This window comes from Pontibacter sp. SGAir0037, assembly GCF_005491705.1.
Lineage (GTDB): Bacteria > Bacteroidota > Bacteroidia > Cytophagales > Hymenobacteraceae > Pontibacter.
The window spans coordinates 4,788,589-4,810,041 of the sequence record NZ_CP028092.1 but is presented as its reverse complement, the minus strand read 5'-3'; the positions used below and the strand labels follow the sequence as shown (position 1 = coordinate 4,810,041).

Annotated in this window: 16 protein-coding genes; 7 read left to right on the top strand and 9 right to left on the bottom strand. The window is 45.4% G+C overall.

The genetic code is table 11. From position 1 onward, the window contains the following. The first annotated feature begins 314 nt into the window (after positions 1 to 314). Positions 315 to 1,274, top strand: a complete 960-nt coding sequence (locus C1N53_RS19935) for an NAD-dependent epimerase/dehydratase family protein (RefSeq protein WP_137760984.1) — start codon at positions 315 to 317, stop codon at positions 1,272 to 1,274. Between the two features lie 3 nt (positions 1,275 to 1,277). On the opposite strand, the gene C1N53_RS19930 is transcribed toward C1N53_RS19935, so the two are convergent. Then, complete coding sequence (locus C1N53_RS19930) at positions 1,278 to 2,300, bottom strand: AraC family transcriptional regulator (protein ID WP_137760983.1); 1,023 nt, start codon at positions 2,298 to 2,300, stop codon at positions 1,278 to 1,280. A 191-nt stretch (positions 2,301 to 2,491) separates the two neighbouring features. On the opposite strand from C1N53_RS19930, the gene C1N53_RS19925 reads away from it, so the two are divergent. The 3 genes from C1N53_RS19925 (at position 2,492) to C1N53_RS19915 (ending at position 5,005) form a co-directional block, all read left to right on the top strand. Further along, positions 2,492 to 2,746 carry an autorepressor SdpR family transcription factor gene (locus C1N53_RS19925; protein WP_137760982.1) on the top strand — a complete coding sequence of 85 codons (255 nt, stop codon included), beginning with the start codon at positions 2,492 to 2,494 and terminating at the stop codon, positions 2,744 to 2,746. A 3-nt stretch (positions 2,747 to 2,749) separates the two neighbouring features. Beyond that, positions 2,750 to 3,412 carry an SdpI family protein gene (locus C1N53_RS19920; protein WP_137760981.1) on the top strand — a complete coding sequence of 221 codons (663 nt, stop codon included), beginning with the start codon at positions 2,750 to 2,752 and terminating at the stop codon, positions 3,410 to 3,412. Positions 3,413 to 3,586: 174 nt separating this feature from the next. After that, entirely contained in the window at positions 3,587 to 5,005 is a 1,419-nt protein-coding gene (locus C1N53_RS19915; protein ID WP_137760980.1) for an alpha/beta fold hydrolase, read from the top strand. Between the two features lie 26 nt (positions 5,006 to 5,031). Here C1N53_RS19915 and C1N53_RS19910 read toward each other — a convergent pair whose 3' ends face one another. The 3 genes from C1N53_RS19910 to yidD all read right to left on the bottom strand — a co-directional run bounded on the left by C1N53_RS19910 (position 5,032) and on the right by yidD (position 7,665). After that, positions 5,032 to 5,727, bottom strand: coding sequence for an ABC transporter ATP-binding protein (locus C1N53_RS19910; protein WP_137760979.1), 696 nt, complete (start codon positions 5,725 to 5,727; stop codon positions 5,032 to 5,034). Positions 5,728 to 5,841: 114 nt separating this feature from the next. Further along, the gene (locus tag C1N53_RS19905; RefSeq protein WP_137760978.1) at positions 5,842 to 7,314 is read right to left on the bottom strand and encodes a DUF5687 family protein; all 1,473 of its coding nucleotides are present in this window, start codon (positions 7,312 to 7,314) and stop codon (positions 5,842 to 5,844) included. A gap of 129 nt (positions 7,315 to 7,443) precedes the next feature. Further along, positions 7,444 to 7,665, bottom strand: coding sequence for a membrane protein insertion efficiency factor YidD (yidD, locus tag C1N53_RS19900; protein WP_137760977.1), 222 nt, complete (start codon positions 7,663 to 7,665; stop codon positions 7,444 to 7,446). 279 nt (positions 7,666 to 7,944) lie between these two features. Here yidD and C1N53_RS19895 point away from each other — a divergent pair, with 279 nt between their 5' ends. Next, positions 7,945 to 10,266 (top strand): S46 family peptidase, encoded by a 2,322-nt coding sequence (locus tag C1N53_RS19895; RefSeq protein WP_168194066.1) that lies wholly within the window; start codon positions 7,945 to 7,947, stop codon positions 10,264 to 10,266. A 144-nt stretch (positions 10,267 to 10,410) separates the two neighbouring features. Continuing rightward, positions 10,411 to 11,226 carry a hypothetical protein gene (locus C1N53_RS19890; protein WP_137760976.1) on the top strand — a complete coding sequence of 272 codons (816 nt, stop codon included), beginning with the start codon at positions 10,411 to 10,413 and terminating at the stop codon, positions 11,224 to 11,226. Here the strand turns inward: C1N53_RS19890 and C1N53_RS19885 are convergent. After that, positions 11,223 to 12,479: a sodium:proton antiporter gene (locus C1N53_RS19885; RefSeq protein ID WP_137760975.1), complete on the bottom strand. Its 1,257-nt coding sequence runs from the start codon at positions 12,477 to 12,479 to the stop codon at positions 11,223 to 11,225. The genes C1N53_RS19890 and C1N53_RS19885 overlap by 4 nt on opposite strands. Positions 12,480 to 12,626: 147 nt before the next feature. On the opposite strand from C1N53_RS19885, the gene C1N53_RS19880 reads away from it, so the two are divergent. Beyond that, positions 12,627 to 14,678, top strand: coding sequence for a hypothetical protein (locus C1N53_RS19880; RefSeq protein ID WP_240773295.1), 2,052 nt, complete (start codon positions 12,627 to 12,629; stop codon positions 14,676 to 14,678). Between the two features lie 42 nt (positions 14,679 to 14,720). Here the strand turns inward: C1N53_RS19880 and C1N53_RS19875 are convergent, their stop codons facing one another. The 4 genes from C1N53_RS19875 to C1N53_RS19860 form a co-directional block, all read right to left on the bottom strand. Then, on the bottom strand, positions 14,721 to 15,230 hold the full coding sequence (locus C1N53_RS19875) for a GNAT family N-acetyltransferase (RefSeq protein WP_137760973.1): 510 nt from the start codon (positions 15,228 to 15,230) through the stop codon (positions 14,721 to 14,723). A 42-nt stretch (positions 15,231 to 15,272) separates the two neighbouring features. Next, the gene (locus tag C1N53_RS19870) at positions 15,273 to 17,177 is read right to left on the bottom strand and encodes a DUF3857 domain-containing protein (RefSeq protein WP_137760972.1); all 1,905 of its coding nucleotides are present in this window, start codon (positions 17,175 to 17,177) and stop codon (positions 15,273 to 15,275) included. Positions 17,178 to 17,283: 106 nt separating this feature from the next. Then, entirely contained in the window at positions 17,284 to 19,329 is a 2,046-nt protein-coding gene (locus C1N53_RS19865) for a DUF3857 domain-containing protein (RefSeq protein ID WP_137760971.1), read from the bottom strand. A 60-nt stretch (positions 19,330 to 19,389) separates the two neighbouring features. After that, on the bottom strand, positions 19,390 to 21,372 hold the full coding sequence (locus C1N53_RS19860) for a DUF3857 domain-containing protein (protein ID WP_137760970.1): 1,983 nt from the start codon (positions 21,370 to 21,372) through the stop codon (positions 19,390 to 19,392). Positions 21,373 to 21,453 lie beyond the last annotated feature (81 nt).

The following is a 21,453-nucleotide window of genomic DNA, read 5'->3' as shown; positions in this document are numbered from 1 at the left end:
CGTGCATGATACGGCATGTCTCATACTTCAGGTTTTCCTGTAAACGGAGAACGGCATCAGGCAAGTTAACAGGTTTTGAGCAGAGTTGGAAGCACCAAATACACAAGAAGTATAACAAGAACCCATGATCTGACGATAAAGCTCAGGGTTTAGTTTAACAATGGTGCAGCCAAAGGCATTCCTAAAGTATTTCTGATTTATAATTTCTCACGCCCCATCCATATTTGCACGATCGGTCATGTTGTTTGCAGCTTCTGTCAAGAGGGAAGGCTACCTGTAAGTATAGCTTTGTAGTGTACTTTAATTTAAAGCAGATGGCACAGCAAAACAGACACTATTTAATTTTAGGCAGCACGGGCAGCATTGGTTATGCATTTGCAAAGGAGGTGCTGCAACAGGGCGAGCAGGTAACTTTACTTGTCAGGGACAGGAAAAAAGCCGAGAAGCTTTTTCCGGTGTCTGCCAATTTACAGTTTGCAGAAGGTGATGCGCAGCATAAAGAGCTGCTACAACAGCTGGGTGCTCAGGCTACTCACATCTTTCATGGCATTAACTATCCTTACCCGAAATGGCAGGGCAATATGCAGCGGGTAACAGTAAATGTTATAGATGCCGCAGCTGTAAACAAAGCCACCATTCTTTTTCCTGGCAATATTTACAACTATGGCCTTACCCGCGAAATCACAGAGACCAGTCCTGAAGCTCCCAACACACGGAAAGGCGCTATTCGTGCAGAGCTGGAGCAACTGCTTAAACAAGCTGCTGCAGGCAAATGCCAGGTAATTAATGTAAGGCTTCCGGATTTCTGGGGACCGAACGTACTGAATGAAGGAATTGCTCCTGTCTTTAGAGGCGCCTTGCACGGGAAGGCCATGCCCTGGCTGTACCGCAACGATATACCGCACCAGCTTGTGTACACACCCGATGCAGCGCTTGCCTTTTATGAGCTCTCCAAACTTCCGCAGCCAGAACCCTATGCACTTTACAACTATGCAGGCGAAGTAGTGCCCAGCATAAAACAATGGCAGGCGCAAATTGCAGCTATGGCAGGCACCAAACCGACGCATAAACTTTATAGCAAAGCCATGTTTTCTGTTCTGGGTTTATTGATGCCTATGATGAAGGAGATTTCGGAAATGGCTTACCTCTGGCAGAACACCGTGCTCCTGCGCGATGATAAGCTACGGCAGGCTTTACCTCAGCTGCACCGTACCCCAATGCCGGAAGCCATACAGGATACGTTGCAATGGTTCAGGGAATACGATGCAAAATAAGTGTTAAGGAATAAGCACCTGCTGCCTGTAAAGCTGCGGCGGCAGGCCTGTCCATTTTTTAAAAGAATGGGAAAAGGCGCTGGGCTCTGAGAAACCAAGCAGGTAAGCTACATCTGAAACAGTATGCATCCCGCTTTTGAGGTGGCGGATAGCCAGTTCTTTGCGTACTTCATCTAACTGCGCCTGGTAACTAGTACCCTCTTCCTGCAGTTTGGCCTGAAGCGAACGGATACTAAGGGCCAGATTACGAGATACTGTCGTGATGGTAGGTTCTTCTCCTTTGAGCAGTTGAGCCAGTTCCCGCTGCACCCGCTCGGTAATGCTTTTGGGTTCCCGCAGCCGTTGCAGGTACTCGTTCGCATATTGCTCAAACAGCAGGTTCAGCTCAGGGTTAGCACTTACGACAGGCTTTGCCAGCCACTCCGCATCAAACACGAACCCGCTCTGGGGCATATCAAATAACAGTTCTGCATTATCGAAAATGCGCTGGTGTTCTTCTGTACTGTCAGGTTTAGGATAAGCAAAGCTGATTTGCTTAAACGGTATCTTTTCTCCTACCAGTGCAGCAAAAGCACTGCTGTAAATTACCATTTCACAATCGATGGCATACCTTGGCTCTGTTAAGGCCGGGCTTACTACCTGCAATACCACATGCGCTTCCTGCCGCTTTACTTCAAAGCTTGTCTGGATACCTTCACACACAATATCCTGGTACTTACACAGCTTCCTGATTGACTCATGCAGATCAGGCGCATTCATCATAACATAGGCAATAATACCAGCCGAAGTGGGGTTAACAGCTTCGCCTATCTGCAAGGCAATGTTCGGATTTTGTGTGATGCGTGCCGCCTCTTTCCAGAGCGCCACCATTTGCGCAATTGTTACCCGTGCGTTTACATCCTGTAGCTGCTCTGCTGCAATACCTGCCTCCCGGCAAAGTTCCGCAGCACGATAGCCCTGCAGCTGCAGCACATGCAGCACCAGATTTACAGAAGAAGCACTTAAGGTATGTTCGTGTGGTTGCATAAGCTGTTTTTAGAGCATGATGACATTATGCGCTATTTGCAGCGCCAAGAATAGAATTTAAACATACTCTGGCGAAGATAGCAAACACAAATTAGATATATGGCTTAACTTCTTTCAGAGAAAAATATTTAGCCAGTATGCAGAAAATAAAAAATAATATTTAGATATTTGTCTAAATACCTAACAGAACAGTGAACAAAGTATTTAAAGCCCTTAACGACCAGACCAGGCGTGATATCCTGAACCTGCTAAAGGAGAAGGATATGACAGCAGGTGAAATTGCTGAGGCTTTTAACATTACCAAACCCAGCATTTCGCATCACCTGGATATTCTGAGCCAGGCAGAGCTCGTTACATCGGAAAAGAAAGGGCAGTTTGTAATTTATTCACTTAATACTACTGTTCTGGATGATATACTGAAATGGATGATTACATTAAAAAGCTGACTCATGACATTGAAAAGCCTTTCACGAGAAATAGCAATATGGTTTGCAATGCTGCTACCCTTTGTGTACCTCGCATGGGTATGGGATGAACTGCCGGAGCGTGTACCTATTCACTTTAACCTGCAAGGCGAAGCCAATGGCTGGGGCAGCAAAACAGGATTAATCGGGATCGTGTTCGGGCTTACTGTATTTATCAACCTGCTGTTGTTGCTCATTCCGAAGCTCGACCCAAAAGGGAAAATCGAAAATATGGGCAGCAAATATGATCGGTTCCGCCTGCTGATGGTCCTGTTTATGTCTGCTTTGGCTGTGCTGATTATCTATAGCGCCAGCAGCCGGGAGACTTTTAGCCCAAACCTGCTGTTTATCCTGATCGGTGGCTTATTTATAGTGCTGGGCAATTATTTTCAGGCATTAAAGCCGAACTATTTTATTGGTATCCGCACACCCTGGACGCTGGAGAGTGAGACTGTCTGGAAGAAAACGCATCGCATGGGCGGCCGCCTATGGGTGCTGGGTGGCGTTTTGATTATCCTGACTTCATTTCTACCACAAGGTACCTTTAAGTCTGTTCTTTTTATAGCCACTATTGCGGCTGTCTCACTTATCCCAACTGTTTACTCTTACCTGGAGCTACGGAAAGAACAGCGGCAACTTAAGCTTTAGATAGTAGGCAAAGGACACCTTGGCAAGGGGGTAAAAGACTTTCTTGCTCTTTGGGTTAATCTGAAAAGTATAACCTTACATTCCGATAAGCAATGTCGTGCTCTACAAAACATTTACGTGCTTTTACTTTTCTGAGCAGATCTGCAAACTATACATAAACTAAACCTGAATTTTATGAACCGCTTTCCACTGCTTTTTCTCATTTCACTTCTAGTTCATACAGCTTTTGCACAGCAGCTTGTTAAATCAGATCAGGTTATAGGGGATTGGGGTGGTATAATAGATCCGGATGGAGCAAAACTAAACCTGATCTTTCACATTAAAGCAGCTGAAGACGGCTCTCTTGCCGCTACCATGGATATACCTGGCCAGGGCGCAGCCGATATCCCCGCCAAGGCAGTACGCCTGACCTCCGACAGCCTTTACTTAGACTTCAGCCATGTAGGCGGTATTAAGTATGCAGGTAAAATAACCGGTCCTGAAACCATAGACGGGCACTGGAAACAAGCGGGCATGTCGGTTCCTGTTCCCATCAGTAAAGGAGCAGCTGCTGCCATGCGAAAACCGCAGGAGCCGCAACGGCCTTTCCCTTACCAGGAGAAGGAAGTAGCAGTTGAAAACAAGGACGCTGGCATTACGCTGGCTGGCACGCTTACACTTCCACAGGGCAAAGGTCCGCACGCTGCCGTTATCCTTTTTACGGGATCCGGCGCACAGGACAGAGACATGAGCCTACTGGGGCACAAGCCGTTCCTGGTGCTGGCCGACCACCTGACACGGCAGGGGATTGCCGTGCTACGGCTCGATGACCGGGGTGCAGGCAAATCGGGAGGAAACCCTACCACCGCCACTACAAAAGATTTTACTTCTGATGGCATGGCTGCTTATGCTTTTCTAAAAACACAGGCCGGTATCAACCCTAAAAAGATTGGCGTGCTGGGCATTAGCGAAGGAGCTAATATAGCTGCCAGTGTAGCCGCCCAACATGCTGATGTTGCTTTTGTAGTGCTAATGGCAGGAGGCGCCGTGCCTGGCACAGAATTACTTTTAGCCCAGAATGAAGCCATTTTTAAACAAGCTGTTGCAGATCCCGCTCTTTTGCAAAAGCTGTTAAACCTGCGCAAAGCCCAATTTGAGATTGCTGCAACTGAACAGGATGTATTTGAAGCTTCTAAGAAAATCAGGCAACTGGAACAGGAGGCCAAAACCCGGTTAAACGAACAGGAAAAAGCACAACTGGGGTTAACTCCTCAAAGCGAACAAGCACTTGTTGCCCAGTTAAGTAGCCCCTGGATGCGCTATTATTTAGCTTACGATCCTGCACCCGCCTTACAGAAACTTAAAATGCCGGTACTGGCTTTGAACGGCAGCAAAGATGTGCAGGTGCCAGCTGCGCAGAATCTCCCTGCTACTGAAAAAGCCCTGAAAGCAGGAGGCAATAAAAAATATACTGTTAAAGAATTGCCCGGGCTTAACCATATTTTTCAGACAGCCACTACAGGCCTGCACACAGAGTATGCGAAAATACAGGAAACCATGGCTCCTGTAGCGCTGGATACCATTACACAGTGGGTGAAGGGTGTTGTGAAGTAGGAGATACTCCTGCTTCACAGTTCTACTCATACTGTAAAATAAGTCTCCAGCTCCTGCAGTGTGTTTTCTGTCGTAGCCATATCCTGCACTACCTGCCCTTTCTCCAGAATAACGATGCGTTCGCACACTTCAATTACGTGGTTCAGGTCGTGGCTGGAGATAAGCATGGTCATGTTCTTTTCCTGGCGCAGCCGCTTTAACAGGTTCTTCAGGCGAATCTGTGAGCTTGGATCGAGGTTGGCAAATGGCTCATCCAGGATCAGCAGCTCCGGGTTAATGAGTGCGGCGGCGGCAACACCTACTTTCTTCTGATTGCCTTTCGAGAAGTCGCGGATGTACTTTCGCTGACTCAGTATCTCTCCATTAAAGAAATCCAGGAAGGGTTGCAGACGTTCAGTGATGTCACCGTCGGAAAGCCCATGCAGGTCACCTACAAATTTGAAGTATTCTTCGGGTGTGAGATAATCAATTAAAAAGCCTTCATCCAGGTGTGAACCTGTATAGGTTTTCCACTCTTCGGATAAAGCAACATTAACTCCTTTCGAAAAAACTTCTCCTTTAGACGGACGAATCAAGTCCAGGATCATGCGAAAAAGCGTTGTTTTGCCTGCTCCGTTGTTACCAACCAAACCAATGGCTTCGCCTGCCGAAATACTTAAAGCAGGTATCTGCACTACTGTTTTGCCATTGTAGGCCTTCTCCAGGTTCTTAACTTCAATCATGGTGTATGGCTTCGCCAAATTAAAAATTAGAAAATATAAATTATGAATGCACAATTCGCTGCTTGTAAACTATACTGAAAGCGCATGATATACTATCGGTAAGCTTTGGATTTCTTAACTCTGTCTGAAGCCTGCCGCAATTTTATACTTGTGCTCCACAAAGCGCTGGGTTGTTAGCCGGAGCAACTGGCGGTGGAAAACAAATCCGGCCAGGCCGATAATCCCTATTGCAAACACTCCCCAATACGGTATATCCAGAAAACCAAAAGGAGCATAAACAATCAGGGGCAGCAACATAAGCGGCAACTGCATTACAAATTTAGAAGCGCCTACTCCCTGCCAACTAAAAGCAGAACCACTTAAATTTAACCTGTTGCGGTTTAACACTGAAAAATAAAATACCACAAACGCATTGATGCCTATGTTAAAAAGAAACGCAGCAAAATTGATCAGAATAATTTTATAGCTTATAAAAGCATAAGGCAGTGTAAGCAGAAAAGCGACAAACGTAACAGGAACAAAAAACCAGAACTTTGCCTGGTAGAACTGGTAAGGCGAGATACGCCTGGAGAGTAATGCATCAAAATGCGCGCTCTGCCAGCTTGGGATAAACTGCCCGTAATTAAACATGAACATGCCTGTTGTAAAAATGCCTACAAAAATGAGCATGGCAAACCCATCAAGAAACACAGGATTATTATAGAAGATGAGGCCATAAAAGATAAACAAAGCCGAAATAGTGATGATAGACTTGGAGCGTTTGTGCCGCCAGATCAGCTTCATTTCCAGCGCAATCAGTTTGCCTACATCACCAAAGCGCTGCAGAAAAGCAATGTCTCCGCCTGATGCCTTTGTTTCTTTTTTTACCGCAATTTCTTCGGGATACGTGTGGGCTTTTAAGAACTTGTAATTCAAAAAGTAGGCAAACAATACCAGCAAGGCAGGAAGCACAACCAGCCAGGGCTGTTCTAACAGATAGTCGAAGGCAATACTGGATGCCTCCCGTAGCGAAAATACGTGCAGGTAATCCAACAGTATCAGGCCTACCACCGCCAATCCGAAGTAAAGCGTCATAACGGGTTTGGTGCTCAGCTGCCGTTTAAAGTAGATGAGCAGGAAATTATTAAAAAAGGTAAGCAATAATAAAGAGATCAGCCATATTACTCCCACGCCTGTACCATAGGCAGGTATAACTGCATCGAATAGGAAGGGCACAAATACCAGCAGCAGGAAAAAGTTAAAGATGCTCGGAATAGATTTCAGCAACACAAAATGAATGAGCTTGCCTTTTGGAAGAGGCAGGTGCAGGTAGGGCTGAATAGATAGAATAGGCAGTTCCTGCAACATGAACCGCATAAACAGATCAACTAAAAAGTAAAAGAACATGAACCCGTTAAACACCCAAACAGGATGCTGCCCCGGGTACATCTCCAGCAGCAGGTTGTCTACAAAAAAGCCCAGCACCAGGAAGTTCAGCCCGAAGTAAGCAATAAGAACACCCAGAATAATGTTAACAGCTCTGTTTTTTTGGAATACCGAAGAGCGTCGGGTTTCCAGCCATTGGTGTGATAACAGTGTCAGAAACATGAGGAAAAGGAAAATGTTGTAAGTCTATTCAATATAGGCATTTCCCTATCCCCGGCCAAGTATTATACTATTTCTTTCGTAAAAAGCAGTTGGTGGCAGGATGATTGCTTCCTCATCCCAGGTAAATTATCAGGGCACCGGATCGTAACCGCTCCCGCCCCAGGGATGGCACCGGCCAATCCGCTTTAAGGCCATCCAGCCTCCTTTAAAAGGCCCGTACTTCTTTACGGCCTGCACCGCATAGGTGGAGCAGGTAGGTGTATAACGGCAACTGGCAGGAGTGAGCGGGGATATCATGTGCTGGTATACCCATATCAGGCCTAATATAAGCTTCTGTAAGAGCCACTTCATGTTATAAGGCTTTGCCAAATTAAAAGTTAGAAATCTGCATCAGAACTGATGAGCACAATGCCCTTCCGGTTACCCTTTTATGGGAAAGTCAATTCTCAAATTCAACCTTGTGCATTTTCTTTAACCTATATATTTGCAACTATATTGCAGCATTAAGAAATACTGCACAGTTTTTGCTAAATTTGCAGCAAGTCATGTTTACACGTCTTTTACGCAGCACGATGGCTATAAGAAGATGCCGTGTAAAGATGAATTTTTTAACTAAACTAAACACAATACATGTTTAAAAGAATTTTATCATTCCTGCTTTTAGTTTCGCTAAGTGCTCCATTTGCGGCCAAAGCAGACGAAGGCATGTGGCTGCCTATGCTCATTAAGCGCCTGAACCATGCCGACATGCAGAAAAAGGGCTTACAGCTTACAGCCGAGGAAATTTACAACGTAAATAACTCCAGCTTAAAAGATGCCATTGTGCAATTTGGCGGCTTTTGTACCGGGGAATTTATTTCTAAAGAAGGCTTGTTATTAACCAACCACCACTGCGGTTACGGTGCCATTCAGTCGCACTCTACCACCGAACACGATTACCTGACCGATGGCTTCTGGGCCATGGATCGCAAGCAGGAGCTTCCGAACGAAGATTTGTTTGTAGACATCCTGGTGCGGATGGATGATGTGACCGGCCAGGTGCTGGAAGGCATTACCAATGCAACGCCAGAGCAGCAGCGCGCACAAACTGTAGCACAGCGCATGCAGGCAATCGCTAAAGAAGCCAGCAGCAATGGCCAGTATGTGACTTATGTACGCGACTTTTTTAACGGCAACGAGTTTTACCTTTTCGTGTACGAGCGTTACAACGACGTGCGCCTGGTAGGTGCTCCGCCTTCGTCGGTTGGCAAGTTTGGTGGCGACACCGACAACTGGATGTGGCCACGCCACACAGGCGACTTTTCTATGTTCCGCGTATACATGAGCCCGGATGGCAAACCGGCTGCTTACAGCCAGAACAACGTGCCTTACAAACCAAAGCACCACCTGCCTATTAACATTGGCGGTGTAGAACAGGACGATTTTGCTATGGTTTTCGGTTTCCCAGGCCGCACCAAGCGTTTTATGACGTCACAAGGACTGCAACTGGAGGTGGATCACCTGAACAAAACCCGTATTAAACTACGTGAGAAAAAGCTGGCCCTCTGGAAAGAAGACATGGATAAAGATGCTGCAACACGCATTAAATATGCTTCTAAATACGCCTCTACTTCCAACTACTACAAATACTCTATCGGCCAGAACGAGGGTATCAAGCGCATGAAAACCATTGAAGGTAAGCAGGCAGATGAGCAGAAGTTCCAGGCCTGGGCAAATGCCGATGCGCAACGCAAAGCTCTTTATGGCAATGTGCTGACAGATATCGACGAAGCTTACGCCAACATCGAAAAGTATAACCTGGGCTCTGTATACCTGAACGAAGCTATACTGGGCACTGAATCGTTGCTGTTTGCTTACCGCATGATGCCGCTTTACAATGCGCTGAAATCAGGAAATGAGGCTGCAGCTAAAAAAGCGGCAGACGACATAAAAGCAAGGGCTGAGGCACACTTCAAAGATTACAATGCCGCAACCGATAAAAAGGTGTTCGCTGCTTTGCTGCAGTACTACTACGAAGATATTGCGAAAGATCAGCAGCCGGAAGCTTTTAAGAACCTGGTGAAGAAGTACAACGGCAACTTCCAGAAGCTGGCCGACCATGTATATAATAACTCTTTTGTGGTAGCGCAACAAAAGCTGAATCAGTTCCTGGCAAACCCTACCCAAAAGCAACTGGAGAATGATCCGGCTTTCCAGGTGGTACAGCCTATCATCGAAAACTATACTGCTAACATTGCTCCCAAAATTGCAGAAAGCAATGCCAAGCTGAATACAGCCAACCGTTTGTATGTAGCAGGTCTGCGTGAGCAGCAGCCAGACAGAGTATTTTACCCGGATGCGAACTCTACATTGCGCCTGAGCTATGGCAATGTAAAAAATTATAAGCCTTACGACGGGGTTACCTATAACTACTATACTACGCTGGAAGGTATTATGCAGAAAGAAGATCCGAACAACGAAGAGTTTGTGGTGCCTGCTAAGTTAAAGCAATTGTATCAAGCCAAAGATTTTGGCCGCTATGCAACCAAAGACGGACAGCTTATCACAAATTTTATCACGGATAACGATATCACGGGCGGTAACTCCGGTTCTCCTGTGATTAACGGTCGTGGTGAGCTGATCGGTCTGGCTTTCGACGGTAACTGGGAAGCCATGACCGGTGACTTGGTATACGACCCGGACTACAAGCGTTGCATTAACATGAGCTCAAACTACCTGTTGTTCATGATTGATAAGTATGCAGGCGCTACGAACCTGATCAACGAAATGACGATTGTAGACACCAACAGCCCAGGCTCTGCAGATGCTACTGCAAGTACGGCCGCTGGTTCTTCTAACTTGTTAGAAGAAGCGGTAAACGAGGCAAAAGCTGACTTGGCAAACGGCAAATCCAGTGTTAAGATCAAAAAGAAAGAAGGTAAGAAACAAGTAAAGCTGGAAGTGAAAAACTAGATTTAACTTTTCTACAGGAAAAGGCGCTGAGGTATACTTAGCGCCTTTTTTGTTTTATTTCACCTGGAATTTTAAACATTAACGCTGTCAACTTCCGTACAATAATACCTATACATAATGCCAATAAACAGGTAATAGCCTTTCATGCTGAAGCAACTATACCTTTTACTGATTTTCTTATCTCCCTACTTCGCTTACGCTCAAGCCGATATACCTGCCGGTGCCCGGGCGGCTGCACTGGGCAATGCTTCTGTAACACTGCCAGATATCTGGGGACTGCATAATAACGTGGCTGGTATTGCTCGCCTGGAACAGGCACAGTTTGGAGTTTACACCGAAAACAGGTTTGGCATGCGGGCCTTATCTACAGTTGCACTACAGGCCGTTTATCCTACTGCTAGTTATGGCAATTATGGGCTCAGCCTGAGTCGGTTTGGCGATGAGCTCTTTAGCCAGCAGCACATTGGTTTAGGCCTAGGCCATAAATTAGGGCAATTTAGTTTGGGCGGCAAAGTAGATGTATGGCAGGTGGCGGTACAGGGGTACGGCAGTAGAAAAGCCGTAGCTCTGTCGGTAGGCGGGCAAGCCGAAATTGTACCCGACCTGAACTTTGGTGCCTATGCTTACAATATTAACCAGGCAAAACTGGCCGAGTTTGAAGATGAACGGTTGCCTACTATTATGAAAGCCGGCCTCTCCTATCGCCCATACCAGAGAGTAGTACTGCTGGTAGAAACAGAAAAGCACATCGATTTTGCGGCTGATTTCAAAGCTGGCCTGGAGTACCTGCTGCTGCAGGAAAAACTGGCGGTACGCACCGGCTTCTCCTCCGAAACCAATAAAGCTACGTTTGGTGCAGGCTTTCAGGCTCGGCAGCTACAGGTAGATTATGCTTTTGGCTCCACTACTTTACTTGGCATCAGCAACCACTTATCTGTCTCCTATAAACTTCGCAATTAAATTTTTTCTTTTACCACACCTCGTGATACACGCCTGATAAACGGCTCTATAGTTAAGCCCTGTACCACCAGCGAAAGTAGCACCACCGCATATGTAATGGCCGTAATCACTTCCCGCTCCATCTCCTGGGCAAGCGAAAGCGCTAAAGCAATAGAGATTCCCCCACGCAGGCCGCCCCATGTCATAATAGATAAGGTATTGGGCGCAAAGGTCCGGTTAAGGCGCAACACAAAGGAAGGAACGGCAAGGGCAATATAGCGCACCAGCAGCACAATGCCAGTTGTAATAAAACCAACTAAAAGATAAATTGCATGAAACTCGATCAGCAGCAGCTCCAAGCCTATCAGCACAAAAAGAATAGCATTAAAAATCTCATCTACCATTTCCCAGAACTTGTGCAGGTAATCAGCAGTGGTTTTGCTCATGGCATGTTCTATGCCCTGGTTCCCGATAAAAAGCCCTGCCACTACCATTGCCAGTGGTCCGGAAAAATGCAGTATCTGCGCCAGGCTATAGCCGCCCATTACCACCGCCAGCGAAATAAGTACCTCCGTTTGATAGTGGTCTATCTTTCGCATAAACCTAAATGCAATATACCCCACCACCAGGCCTAACACCAAACCGCCTCCTACTTCCTCCAGAAAAAGTTCTCCTATAAATGATGCCTCAATATTTGCTGCACCTCTTTGGGCAATCATGTATAGCGATGTAAAGACAACCACTCCTACCCCATCGTTAAACAAAGATTCGCCGGTTATACTTACCTCCAGCGATTCGGGTATATCGGCTTTCTTAAGTATGCCCAGCACGGCAATCGGGTCGGTAGGCGAAATAAGGGCACCAAAAATGAGGCAGTAAATATAATCTATCGGCATGCCCATCAGTTGCAGCAGGTAGTAAAACAAAGTACCCACCACTGCAGTAGAAATAAGTACCCCAACCGTAGCAAAAGTAAGTACAGGCCACTTTGATGCCGACAGCTTTTCCAGATCAGTATGCAGTGCGCCGGCAAAAAGCAGGAAGCTCAGCATAAAATCCATCAGGAAATCAGAAAAATCTATTGCTTCCAGCCTGGCTCTGACCACCTCTATAAAAGCAGGCGATACCATACCTATACCCTGCACCACCAGCGACACAAAAAGCCCCGCCAGCAGTAACCCGATAGCACCAGGCAGTCTGATAAATTTCTGGTTGATATAGGCAAAAAAAGCAGAGGCAGCCAATACAGCTGATAGGACGTGAAAAAGCTCCATGTAACAATTTTTAGCTGAAGTATAGTAAGCTAATTATTTACTGCTTGTTACTTTTAGCCTGTAGGTGCGCCAGGTGACAAGTAAACATCAAGAATTTATCTGCCTATGGTACGAAGTTTACTCCTGTGCTGGTTAAGTTTTTTTCTGATGGCGCCGCTAAAGGCGCAGGATTATCCACGCCAGCTTTTCGACTTCGACCTGTTTGTGCAGGAGCTTTTTGCGCAGCAGGAAGACGAGAACGTGCCCTACGAAGACTTTTACGAGACGCTTTTTCAGTACTACCAGCGCCCCATCGACCTGAACAATACGAACCCGGAAGAACTGGCTTCCCTGTTTATTTTATCGCGTCCGCAAATTGCCTCTTTCTTTGGTTATATAGCCGAAAACGGAAAACTGCTGAGCATTTACGAACTACAGGCGGTGCCTGATTTTGACATGCTTACCATTTACAAGCTGGTGTATTTTGTACGGGTAGATGATGCAGGGCTTAATGCTGACCAACGCCCGCTGTGGCAGCGTATTGTAGGAGAAGACAACAATGCGCTTGTTTTCAGGTATGAACGTACCCTGCAGGAACGCCGGGGCTATACGCCACTAGACCCCAACAGTCGCTCTACCAGTCGTTATGTAGGCTCTCCTGAAAAACTCTTTATGCGCTACCGTGTAAGCCACACCCGCGATTACAGCCTGGGCATTACAGCCGAAAAAGATGCAGGAGAGCAATTTATCTGGGACCCCGATACCCGGCGCTATGGTTTCGACTTTTATTCGGCTCACCTGCAGCTGTACAACAAAGGCCGGTTTAAAACGATTGCGCTGGGCGACTATCAGCTGCAGTTTGGGCAGGGGCTACTGTTATCTTCTGGCTATACCGTAGGCAAGGGAAGCGAAACCATTACTACCGTAAGTCGCGCAAACTTGGGCATCCGGCCATACAGCTCTGTACTGGAGTATGCCTATTTCAGGGGAGCCGCTGCCACTTACAAGCTGACAGACCAGATCGATATAACAAGCTTCTATTCCAGTAAACGCGTAGATGCCAACCTGCAGGCCCAGCTGGATACTCTAGAGAACTTCGGTGATTTTTTCACGGGAATACAAACCACAGGCTTCCATCGTACGCCTACCGAACTGACCAACAAAGGGCGGGTGCGGGAGCAAATAGCAGGTGGTAATATTACTTACCAGAGCCGTAACAGATCTTTTCTGGCAGGTGTTACAACAGTAGCAACCAACTATAGCAACCGCATACAGAAAGCAGGGGCGCCTTACCAGCGCTTTGAGTTTGAAGGCACCAGCAACCTGAACATTGGTGCAAACTATAGCTATACCTATCAGAATGTATACTTCTTTGGAGAAACAGCTCTGTCGAAAAGTGGTGGCCTTGGAACCATAAACGGGCTTGTTGCCAACTTGTCGAATAAGGTTGAACTGGCTATGCTGTATCGTTACTTCGACCGGAATTTCCATAGCTTTTACGGCAACGCCTTTAGCGAAAGCACCCGTAACATAAATGAACGCGGCTTTTATACAGGCATCAAAATAAAACCTTTTCCCAAGTGGGAGCTTACCGCCTTCTACGACCGCTTCCGTTTTCCGTGGCTGCGCTACCGTGTAGATGCGCCTTCGCACGGTGATGAATACCTGGCCCGCCTCCTCTTCAGGCCGAACAAACAAACTACCCTGTATGCGCAGCTACGTGCAGAAAGTAAAGGCCGTAACGTGGCCGACAATATAACCAATATAGATTATGTGGGACAGGCCGAGCGCACAAGCTACCTGCTCTACTATGAGTTTTCTCCTACTCAAATGGTAAATCTGCGTTCGCGGGTGCAATTCAGCAGCTTTGAGCTGGAAACACCCAAAAGCACGGGCTATTTTATTGCACAAGATATAAACTTTAATTTCAGCCGCTTCCGGTTCAGCACCCGTTACGCCATTTTTGATACTGATAACTACGACACACGCATTTATGCTTTTGAACGGGATGTGCTCTATGCTTTTTCCATACCTGCCTTCAGCGGCAGAGGCACCCGGCTGTATGGATTGCTTCAGCTACGCCTGATGCGCCAGATGGATGTTTGGGTAAAGTACGGCATTATGCATTACCGTAACCAGGATACCATCGGTTCAGGTTTGGAAACAATAGAAGGCCCCAGAAGATCGGATGTAAAAGCGCAGGTGCGGTATAAATTTTAAAATACAACTGTGTCTCTAAAATGTAGGGCATCTTTTTGAAGCTTATAACCCTACTTTACTACTTCTCCGCTCCAGCAGGCAGATATCCCGCCACTGTCCGTGTAGTTGCCCCAGTCGTTCCCGCACGCCTATCAGCCTGAACCCACACTTTTGATGCAGCTGTATGCTTGCTTCATTTTCCTTGAAGATGCCTGCCTGTAGTGTCCAAAATCCTTCCTCCTCTGATTCTTCTACTAATTTAGATAGTAGCATTTTACCTATGCCTCTGCCTTTTGAAGCCGGATGCACATAGACACTTACCTCTGCCACACCACTATACACGCATCTTCCTGAAACAGGCGTTAGGGCAGCCCATCCTACAACCTGCTCCTCTTGCAGTGCAACCAATCGGCAAGCAGCCAGATGCTTTGCATCCCACTCCGGCCACTCCGGGGCATTTGTTTCCAGAGTAGCGTTGTTGGTAGCAATACCAAGCGCGTAGATTTCTTTTACCTGCCCGTAATGTTCAGGCAGCATAGCAGCTAAAGTAATATTTCCAATGATCGTTTGCATAGCGAAAGAAAGTAGTAGTCTACGAACGGCCAAAAGCTAACATTAATTTATATTCTTCACAAATACAGCCTGCTGTCCGTCGGCCTTTACAATGTTGTTGATAAACTCTACCATGGCCGGATAAGTATCTCTGTTGTAACGGCCTTTGTGCATTTGCAGCGACCTGATATAAACCAGCTTTTGCCCATCTACCTGCACCTTTGCCTTATATTCTCCGAACTGCGAAGTATGCACAACCTCCTGTGGCTGGTATTCTAAAGTATAACCAACCGGTATCTGATATTCTACGGTGTCTATATCAAAGAACGACATGCCACGCACCACTTCATATTGGCGCTTTTCTACCTGACGTGGCGCTGACTCCCACCTGTTCATCAGGTTAAGGGTAACAAACATTCGTTTTCCACTTAGGGTAGCACACTGGCGCAGGTTCAGCTCCAGCTTTTCTGTTACAGTAGGAATCCGGTCTTTTGTCTGGTTAAAAGCAAAACTTGCTATTTCGAAAGAAGGCATTTTAATATTGTTATAAAGCCATTTCTTCTGGTCTTCGGGCTTGAGATGATTCATCATTCCATCATAAGACTCCTGCTGTTCCCCCGCATATAATGTTGTGATGCGGGCCAGGCCATTCCCTTTCTCGTCCAGGCTAACAGCTATAGAACGTTTTTGTAAATTATCAGGGGCTTTATAATCAGGTGTTTTTACTATTTTACCACCTGTTGGTGTTATTAGTAAAGCATTGCGGTTTCCTGTTGAGCTTCCCATATAACCTGCCGATGCATTCTGGCTTGTACATTCCAGCCATAGCGTATCCGCTTTCATCGGCACACACAAAATAACATGGTTAAACTGTGAGCTCGGGAAATCGGCCTGTATGTTAGGAATATTATCTCCGGCCCTGATTAAAGCATGATGAGATTCTATACCTATTGCCTGCAGCATTGACTGCGTGTAATTTGTTAAAGCTTTACAATCTCCATATCCTTTTGCATCGACAAAAGAAGCTTCAAAAGGTTGCCAGCCACCTATACCCAACTGTATAGAAATGTAGCGTGTGTTCTGCTGCAGGTAATTGTATACTATTTTCACCTTCTCTGCCGGATCCTGTGCTTTGGCTACCATATCCTGCAGTTTCTTTTTAGTTGCCTCTGGCAGTACTCCTCGGCCTTCGTTCAGCTTGTTAATCCACTTTCCATAAGCTTCCCAGGTTTCCATGTTACCTCTGTAGCCTTGTACTTCAAAATCATTTGGGGCTGTTCGCACCATTGGTATTACCTCTGAAAAGTAAGGTCCGTATGGTTCTAGCTCCACAGCAGCTAAGTTATTTACTTTCCAGACATACACCTCATGTGTAGGCGTGCTTTCCTGCTTTACCTTTTCCTGCAAATTGTACTCCTGGTAACGCAGATTCATCCCCTTCGGCATTAAAACTTTAAAGGAGGCGTCTTTCACTGCTAATTTATCATCATCCTGAGGAGCCCAAGTAGGATAAAAAAGCATATTGTTAGAGGTAGTCTGGTACTCGTACTCAACTACATAAGGGTAAGAAGTATGGGTAAGATCAGCAATTTTCACCCTATTATCTTCAAACAAGGAAAAATCATTAATAGAGCTAACATCTACAATATCGCTTTTCTTTAAAGTTTTAATTTTCTTGCCGAAGCGATCATAAGACGTTCCTTTGATGAAGTCTACTTTACTAAGTTTATCGTAAGGCACATACAGCTTTGCTCTACGTTTTCCGTTATCATTCAGAATGGTAATAGTAGTTTTAACAAGCGTTGTTCCACTGCTTATCGAATTAACTGTAAACGTTGTCTCTTCCGACACAATCACATTAGCCCCTTTCTCAAGATCAGCGCTGTATGCCCTGCCAGGTAATACAACAGCAAGTATCAAAAATGCAATGCTTAAACTATAGCTAAGCACATTGGTAAAAATTTTCATACGCTTCGTAATGGTATAACCTAAATAGTAGGATGGTATTTTTGTTAAGCTATGGAGTATTTGCAGAAAAGCCGCTGCCGGTACAGCAGCGATTTTATGGTACTTTCTAATTTTGCGCGATTTTTTTAAGCACTATCTGCTCAGCATGTTTCGCCACAATCTGGTTGTAGAACTCTTTTAAGGAAGCATATTCCGGGGCATAAAACACAGGTTTGCTAATACTGATTTTACTCAGTATCTGGATTTTGTTTCCATTCTTTTCCACAACATACATAAACCTGCCTCCATTCTCAGGTAAGGCCACTACAGCATTCTTGGGCGATTCCTCTACTTCAAAGCCATCCGGTATGGTAATGGTACATATATATGTTTCGTCTTTCGGAGCAGCAAAATCTACCGGGTATAGCCTTTCTTCCAGTTTAAAAGGGTTCTCTTTTTCTGCCTGGCTCAACATAGGGTTAATGTAAAGCATGCTGTTTTTCTGGCCGTTGCCGCTCACTCTGATGTCGTATACAAGTTCCAGGGCTTTTCCCAGATCTGTCAGGTTCTGAACCTTGGCATTCTCAATTTTATAGTTCCCAGACTCTTTCGCCATTTTCTCCGCAAACTTGTCCTCGCCTTCTTCCAGAATAACTCTGCGCATAAATAAGGCATTATACCCGCCGTTCGATTCTGTGGCCTTACCCGACATATCGCCGGTTTCTGATACTGTAAGCGTGCTGGTAAAAAAAGAAGTCTGCTGCCCCGTAGGCTTTAGGTCCACCCAGCGATTGTCGCCATTCTTTATAAGCCTGCCCTGGCCGTTCAGGCAACGGAAAGGCAGCATTCCTGCCGTTAACAGGGGATCTGTGGCATCGAGCAGCACTTCATAATCGCCTAGTTTAACATGCGACAATACATAGTTAAACTTGTTCAGCATAGGAGAACCCAAAGGCGGGCGACCGTGCTCTCTGGTACTCACCAGGACAGGTGCCGCATCTAAACCTGCTTCCAACAACATAGCTGTTAACAGTATGTTAATGTCTGCAGCATTTCCTATGTGATTATCAAAAGCCTTGCGAATAGGCCCGGTTGTTAAATAATGATACTTGCCATTCCACTTGACACTCTTCTTAACCAGTTCGTGTATAGCAGCTATCTGCTCCTCTGGCTTAGTGTATTTGGCCGCAATGGCCGCTATTTCATTTTTAAAGAAGCCATTCCTTCTCAGCTGTGTTCCAAAATTTTCTGACTTCATCAAGTCCACTGTTACTTCGTCCCAGTTGCCTGTCATTACCCTTGGTATTTCACCAGGATATTTTACTGTCTGAAGCTCGAATTCAAGTTTAGTCTGATAGTCGCGCATAGTGGTAATAAAACTTTCCGGGCGTAAGGCAGGTGCATCTTTTACAACCCATAGGTGGGTTACATTCTCCGCCTCTACCTGCGTAGAACCGCCAGGTGTTCTTCCTCCTCCTAAACCCGCATCAATAGAGGCCTCCCAGGTAACAGTGAACTTCTCCCTGCCTCTTTCAGTTTTAGATTCATCGCTAAAGCGCAGGTAACCTTGCTGGTTCAGCTTGTAGTTGAAATACTCCGGAATGCGTACTTTATACTGGCTATAAGCGATAGGAATAAAATCCTGGAACTCCCATTCTCTCAGGTTGTATAAAAAGTCGGATGTGATGGTATAAGAAAATTCTATTACAGAGCCTTCTTTCACATTCGGCATGGTAAACTTTTTAGTGAACCAGTATTCACTTGTCTGTTCATCAAAAATAGCCTTTCCTTCCAGCTTCTCTTTCACCACTTTGCCATCTACCAGATTATAGGTAAAGCCTTTAATGTTTATAACCTTTTCTTTGGAAGCGTTCTTTTGATAAAAAGGGATAGAAATGTTGGCCCAGTCGTAGCCAGACTTCTTCAGAATTTTTATTCGGGTTTGCCGCTCAAACACAAACTGGAATCCTTTGTAGTAAGTAAAGTAAGTATTGCCAACATCGGAGAGTACTACAGCTGCAGCACTTGTGTCTTTGTCGTAGGTGAGCATTTTTAGCTCGCTTTCCTCAATTTTGCCAAATTTGGCTGGCGCTTCTTGCGCATGTGCAACAACAGAAGTAGCCATCAGGCACAGAAGTAGCAGAAATAATTTAGTAGAAGTTACTGCTTTCATAAGCACGAAATATAAAGGTGGAAGTTTTTTCTTCAGATTTAAAGAAGCCTTGGATACATCTTATAGTGTTTTACCCTCTCCTTTTTTAATCACTATACTTTCAGCCTGTTTAGCTACAATCTGGTCGTACAGTTCTTTCAGGTATGGATATTCTTCAATTCCAAACACAGTTTTATTGATGCTGATCTTACTCATAAGCGTTACTACATTCCCCTGCTGTTCTACTCTATAGAGAAACTGTCCGCCTTTGTTAGGCAAAGCAATGCTTACAGGCGCTGGTTTTTCATCTAAAGTATAGCCAGCGGGCAGTGTAAAACGGTAAGATAGCGTTTCATCTATCGGAACCGCAAAATCGACAGGGTAGTAGCGGTACTTAAGCTTGAATGGGTTCTCTTTCAAATTCTGCCCCATCATCGGGTTCAGGTAAATCAGGTTATTTTGCTGCTTATTTCCCTCTACCTGAACTTCATAGCTTAGCTCCAGCGGCTTCTCCACACTGTGCAGATCTTTGAAAACTGTTCCGCTTCTTTTATAGTCTCCGGCACTCTTGTTATGCTCTTCTGCATACTTCTGCTCTCCCGCCTCCAGAATTGAACGCCTTAAATCGAGGGCGCTATAGCCCTGATAGGAATCAGTAGTTTTTCCTTTTACTTCACCAGTTTCAGAAATGGCAAATTCCCCTATTCTAAACTCTGTATAACTAGCTTTAGGCTTTAATGGCAGCCAGACATCGCTTTTAGATTTTACCAGCCTTCCTTCACCATTCAGGCACTGATAAGACAGCATACCGGCTGGCAACAAAGGATCTGTAGCATCGAGCAGATAGTCTTTATTGTCTATTTTTACATGAGCTACTATGTAGTTGAATTTAGTTAGCAGAGGTGTTGCTTTATAAATTTTGCCATGTCTTCTGGTACTAACCAGCACAGGTGCTGCCTCTAAACCTGCCTCTTGCAGCATAGCCGTCAGCATCAGGTTAATTTCGGCCGCGTTGCCTTTGCCATTGTCGTATACCTTACGCAGAGGGCCGCCAGTGTAGATAGAGTGCATGCCATCCCATTTCACTTTCTTTTTTACCAGCTCGTGTATGGCCTCCATCTGCTGTTCAGGTGTGTTATACTTGGCAAGAATAGCAGCTACCTCATTCTTAAAGTAGCCTTTCCGGTTCAACTGAGTTCCGAAACGCTCACTCGACAGCAACTCGTCAATTACCTGGTTCCACTCGCCAGTCATTGTTTTAGAACCTTCAACCGGATGGTGCACAACCTGCAGCTCAAATTCTATCTTCGCTCTGTAATCATCCAAGGTGGTTATATAGCGTTCTTCTTTTAAGGCGGGCACATCCTTCATTTTCCAGCTATACACACCTCTGTTAGTATCCAGATCGAAGCTGTCACCACCACCTTTACCTGTTTTATGGAACGGATGATAACCATTATAGAGGAACTTGTAATCGAAATACTGCGGCATCTGCACTTCATATTCGCTCCAGACTGTAGGCACAGAGGTCTGGAACTCCCAATCGCGCAGGTTGTATATAAAGTCTGATACAATTATGTAGGAATACTCTACTACAGAACCTTCTTTTACATTAGGCATCGTAAATTTTTTAGACGACCAATGTTCGTTGATTTGTTCTTCGAAAACAGCTTTTGTCTCTAACTTATCCTTGGTTAGTTTTCCGTCCACCAGATTATAGGTAAAGCCCTTAATACTGTTCACCTTCTCCTTACTGGAATTATTCTGATACAACGGAATAGAAACGTTTGCCCAGTCATAGCCAGATTTCTTGAGAATTTTGACACGAGTATGCCGCTCGAAAATCAGCTGTGTTTTGCCGGTTGTAAAGTTAAAATGAGAATAGGCATGATCGGAGAGAACTACTGCTTCAGCGCTGGTATCAGCTTCGAAGGATTTAAGAGCCAGTTCCTGCTCTTCAATTTTACCGAATTTTGCACCCGCATCCTGAGCTGAAACAGAAAAGTAACTTCCTGCCAGAATGATAAGGCAGCAATAGAATTTAACAAAAGCTTTTGCTTTCATAGAAAAAGTGTTGAAAGAGTATTATGAATATGCTTAGCTTGATGATCTTTTTGGGGCTCGTACAGGCCCAACCATGACACC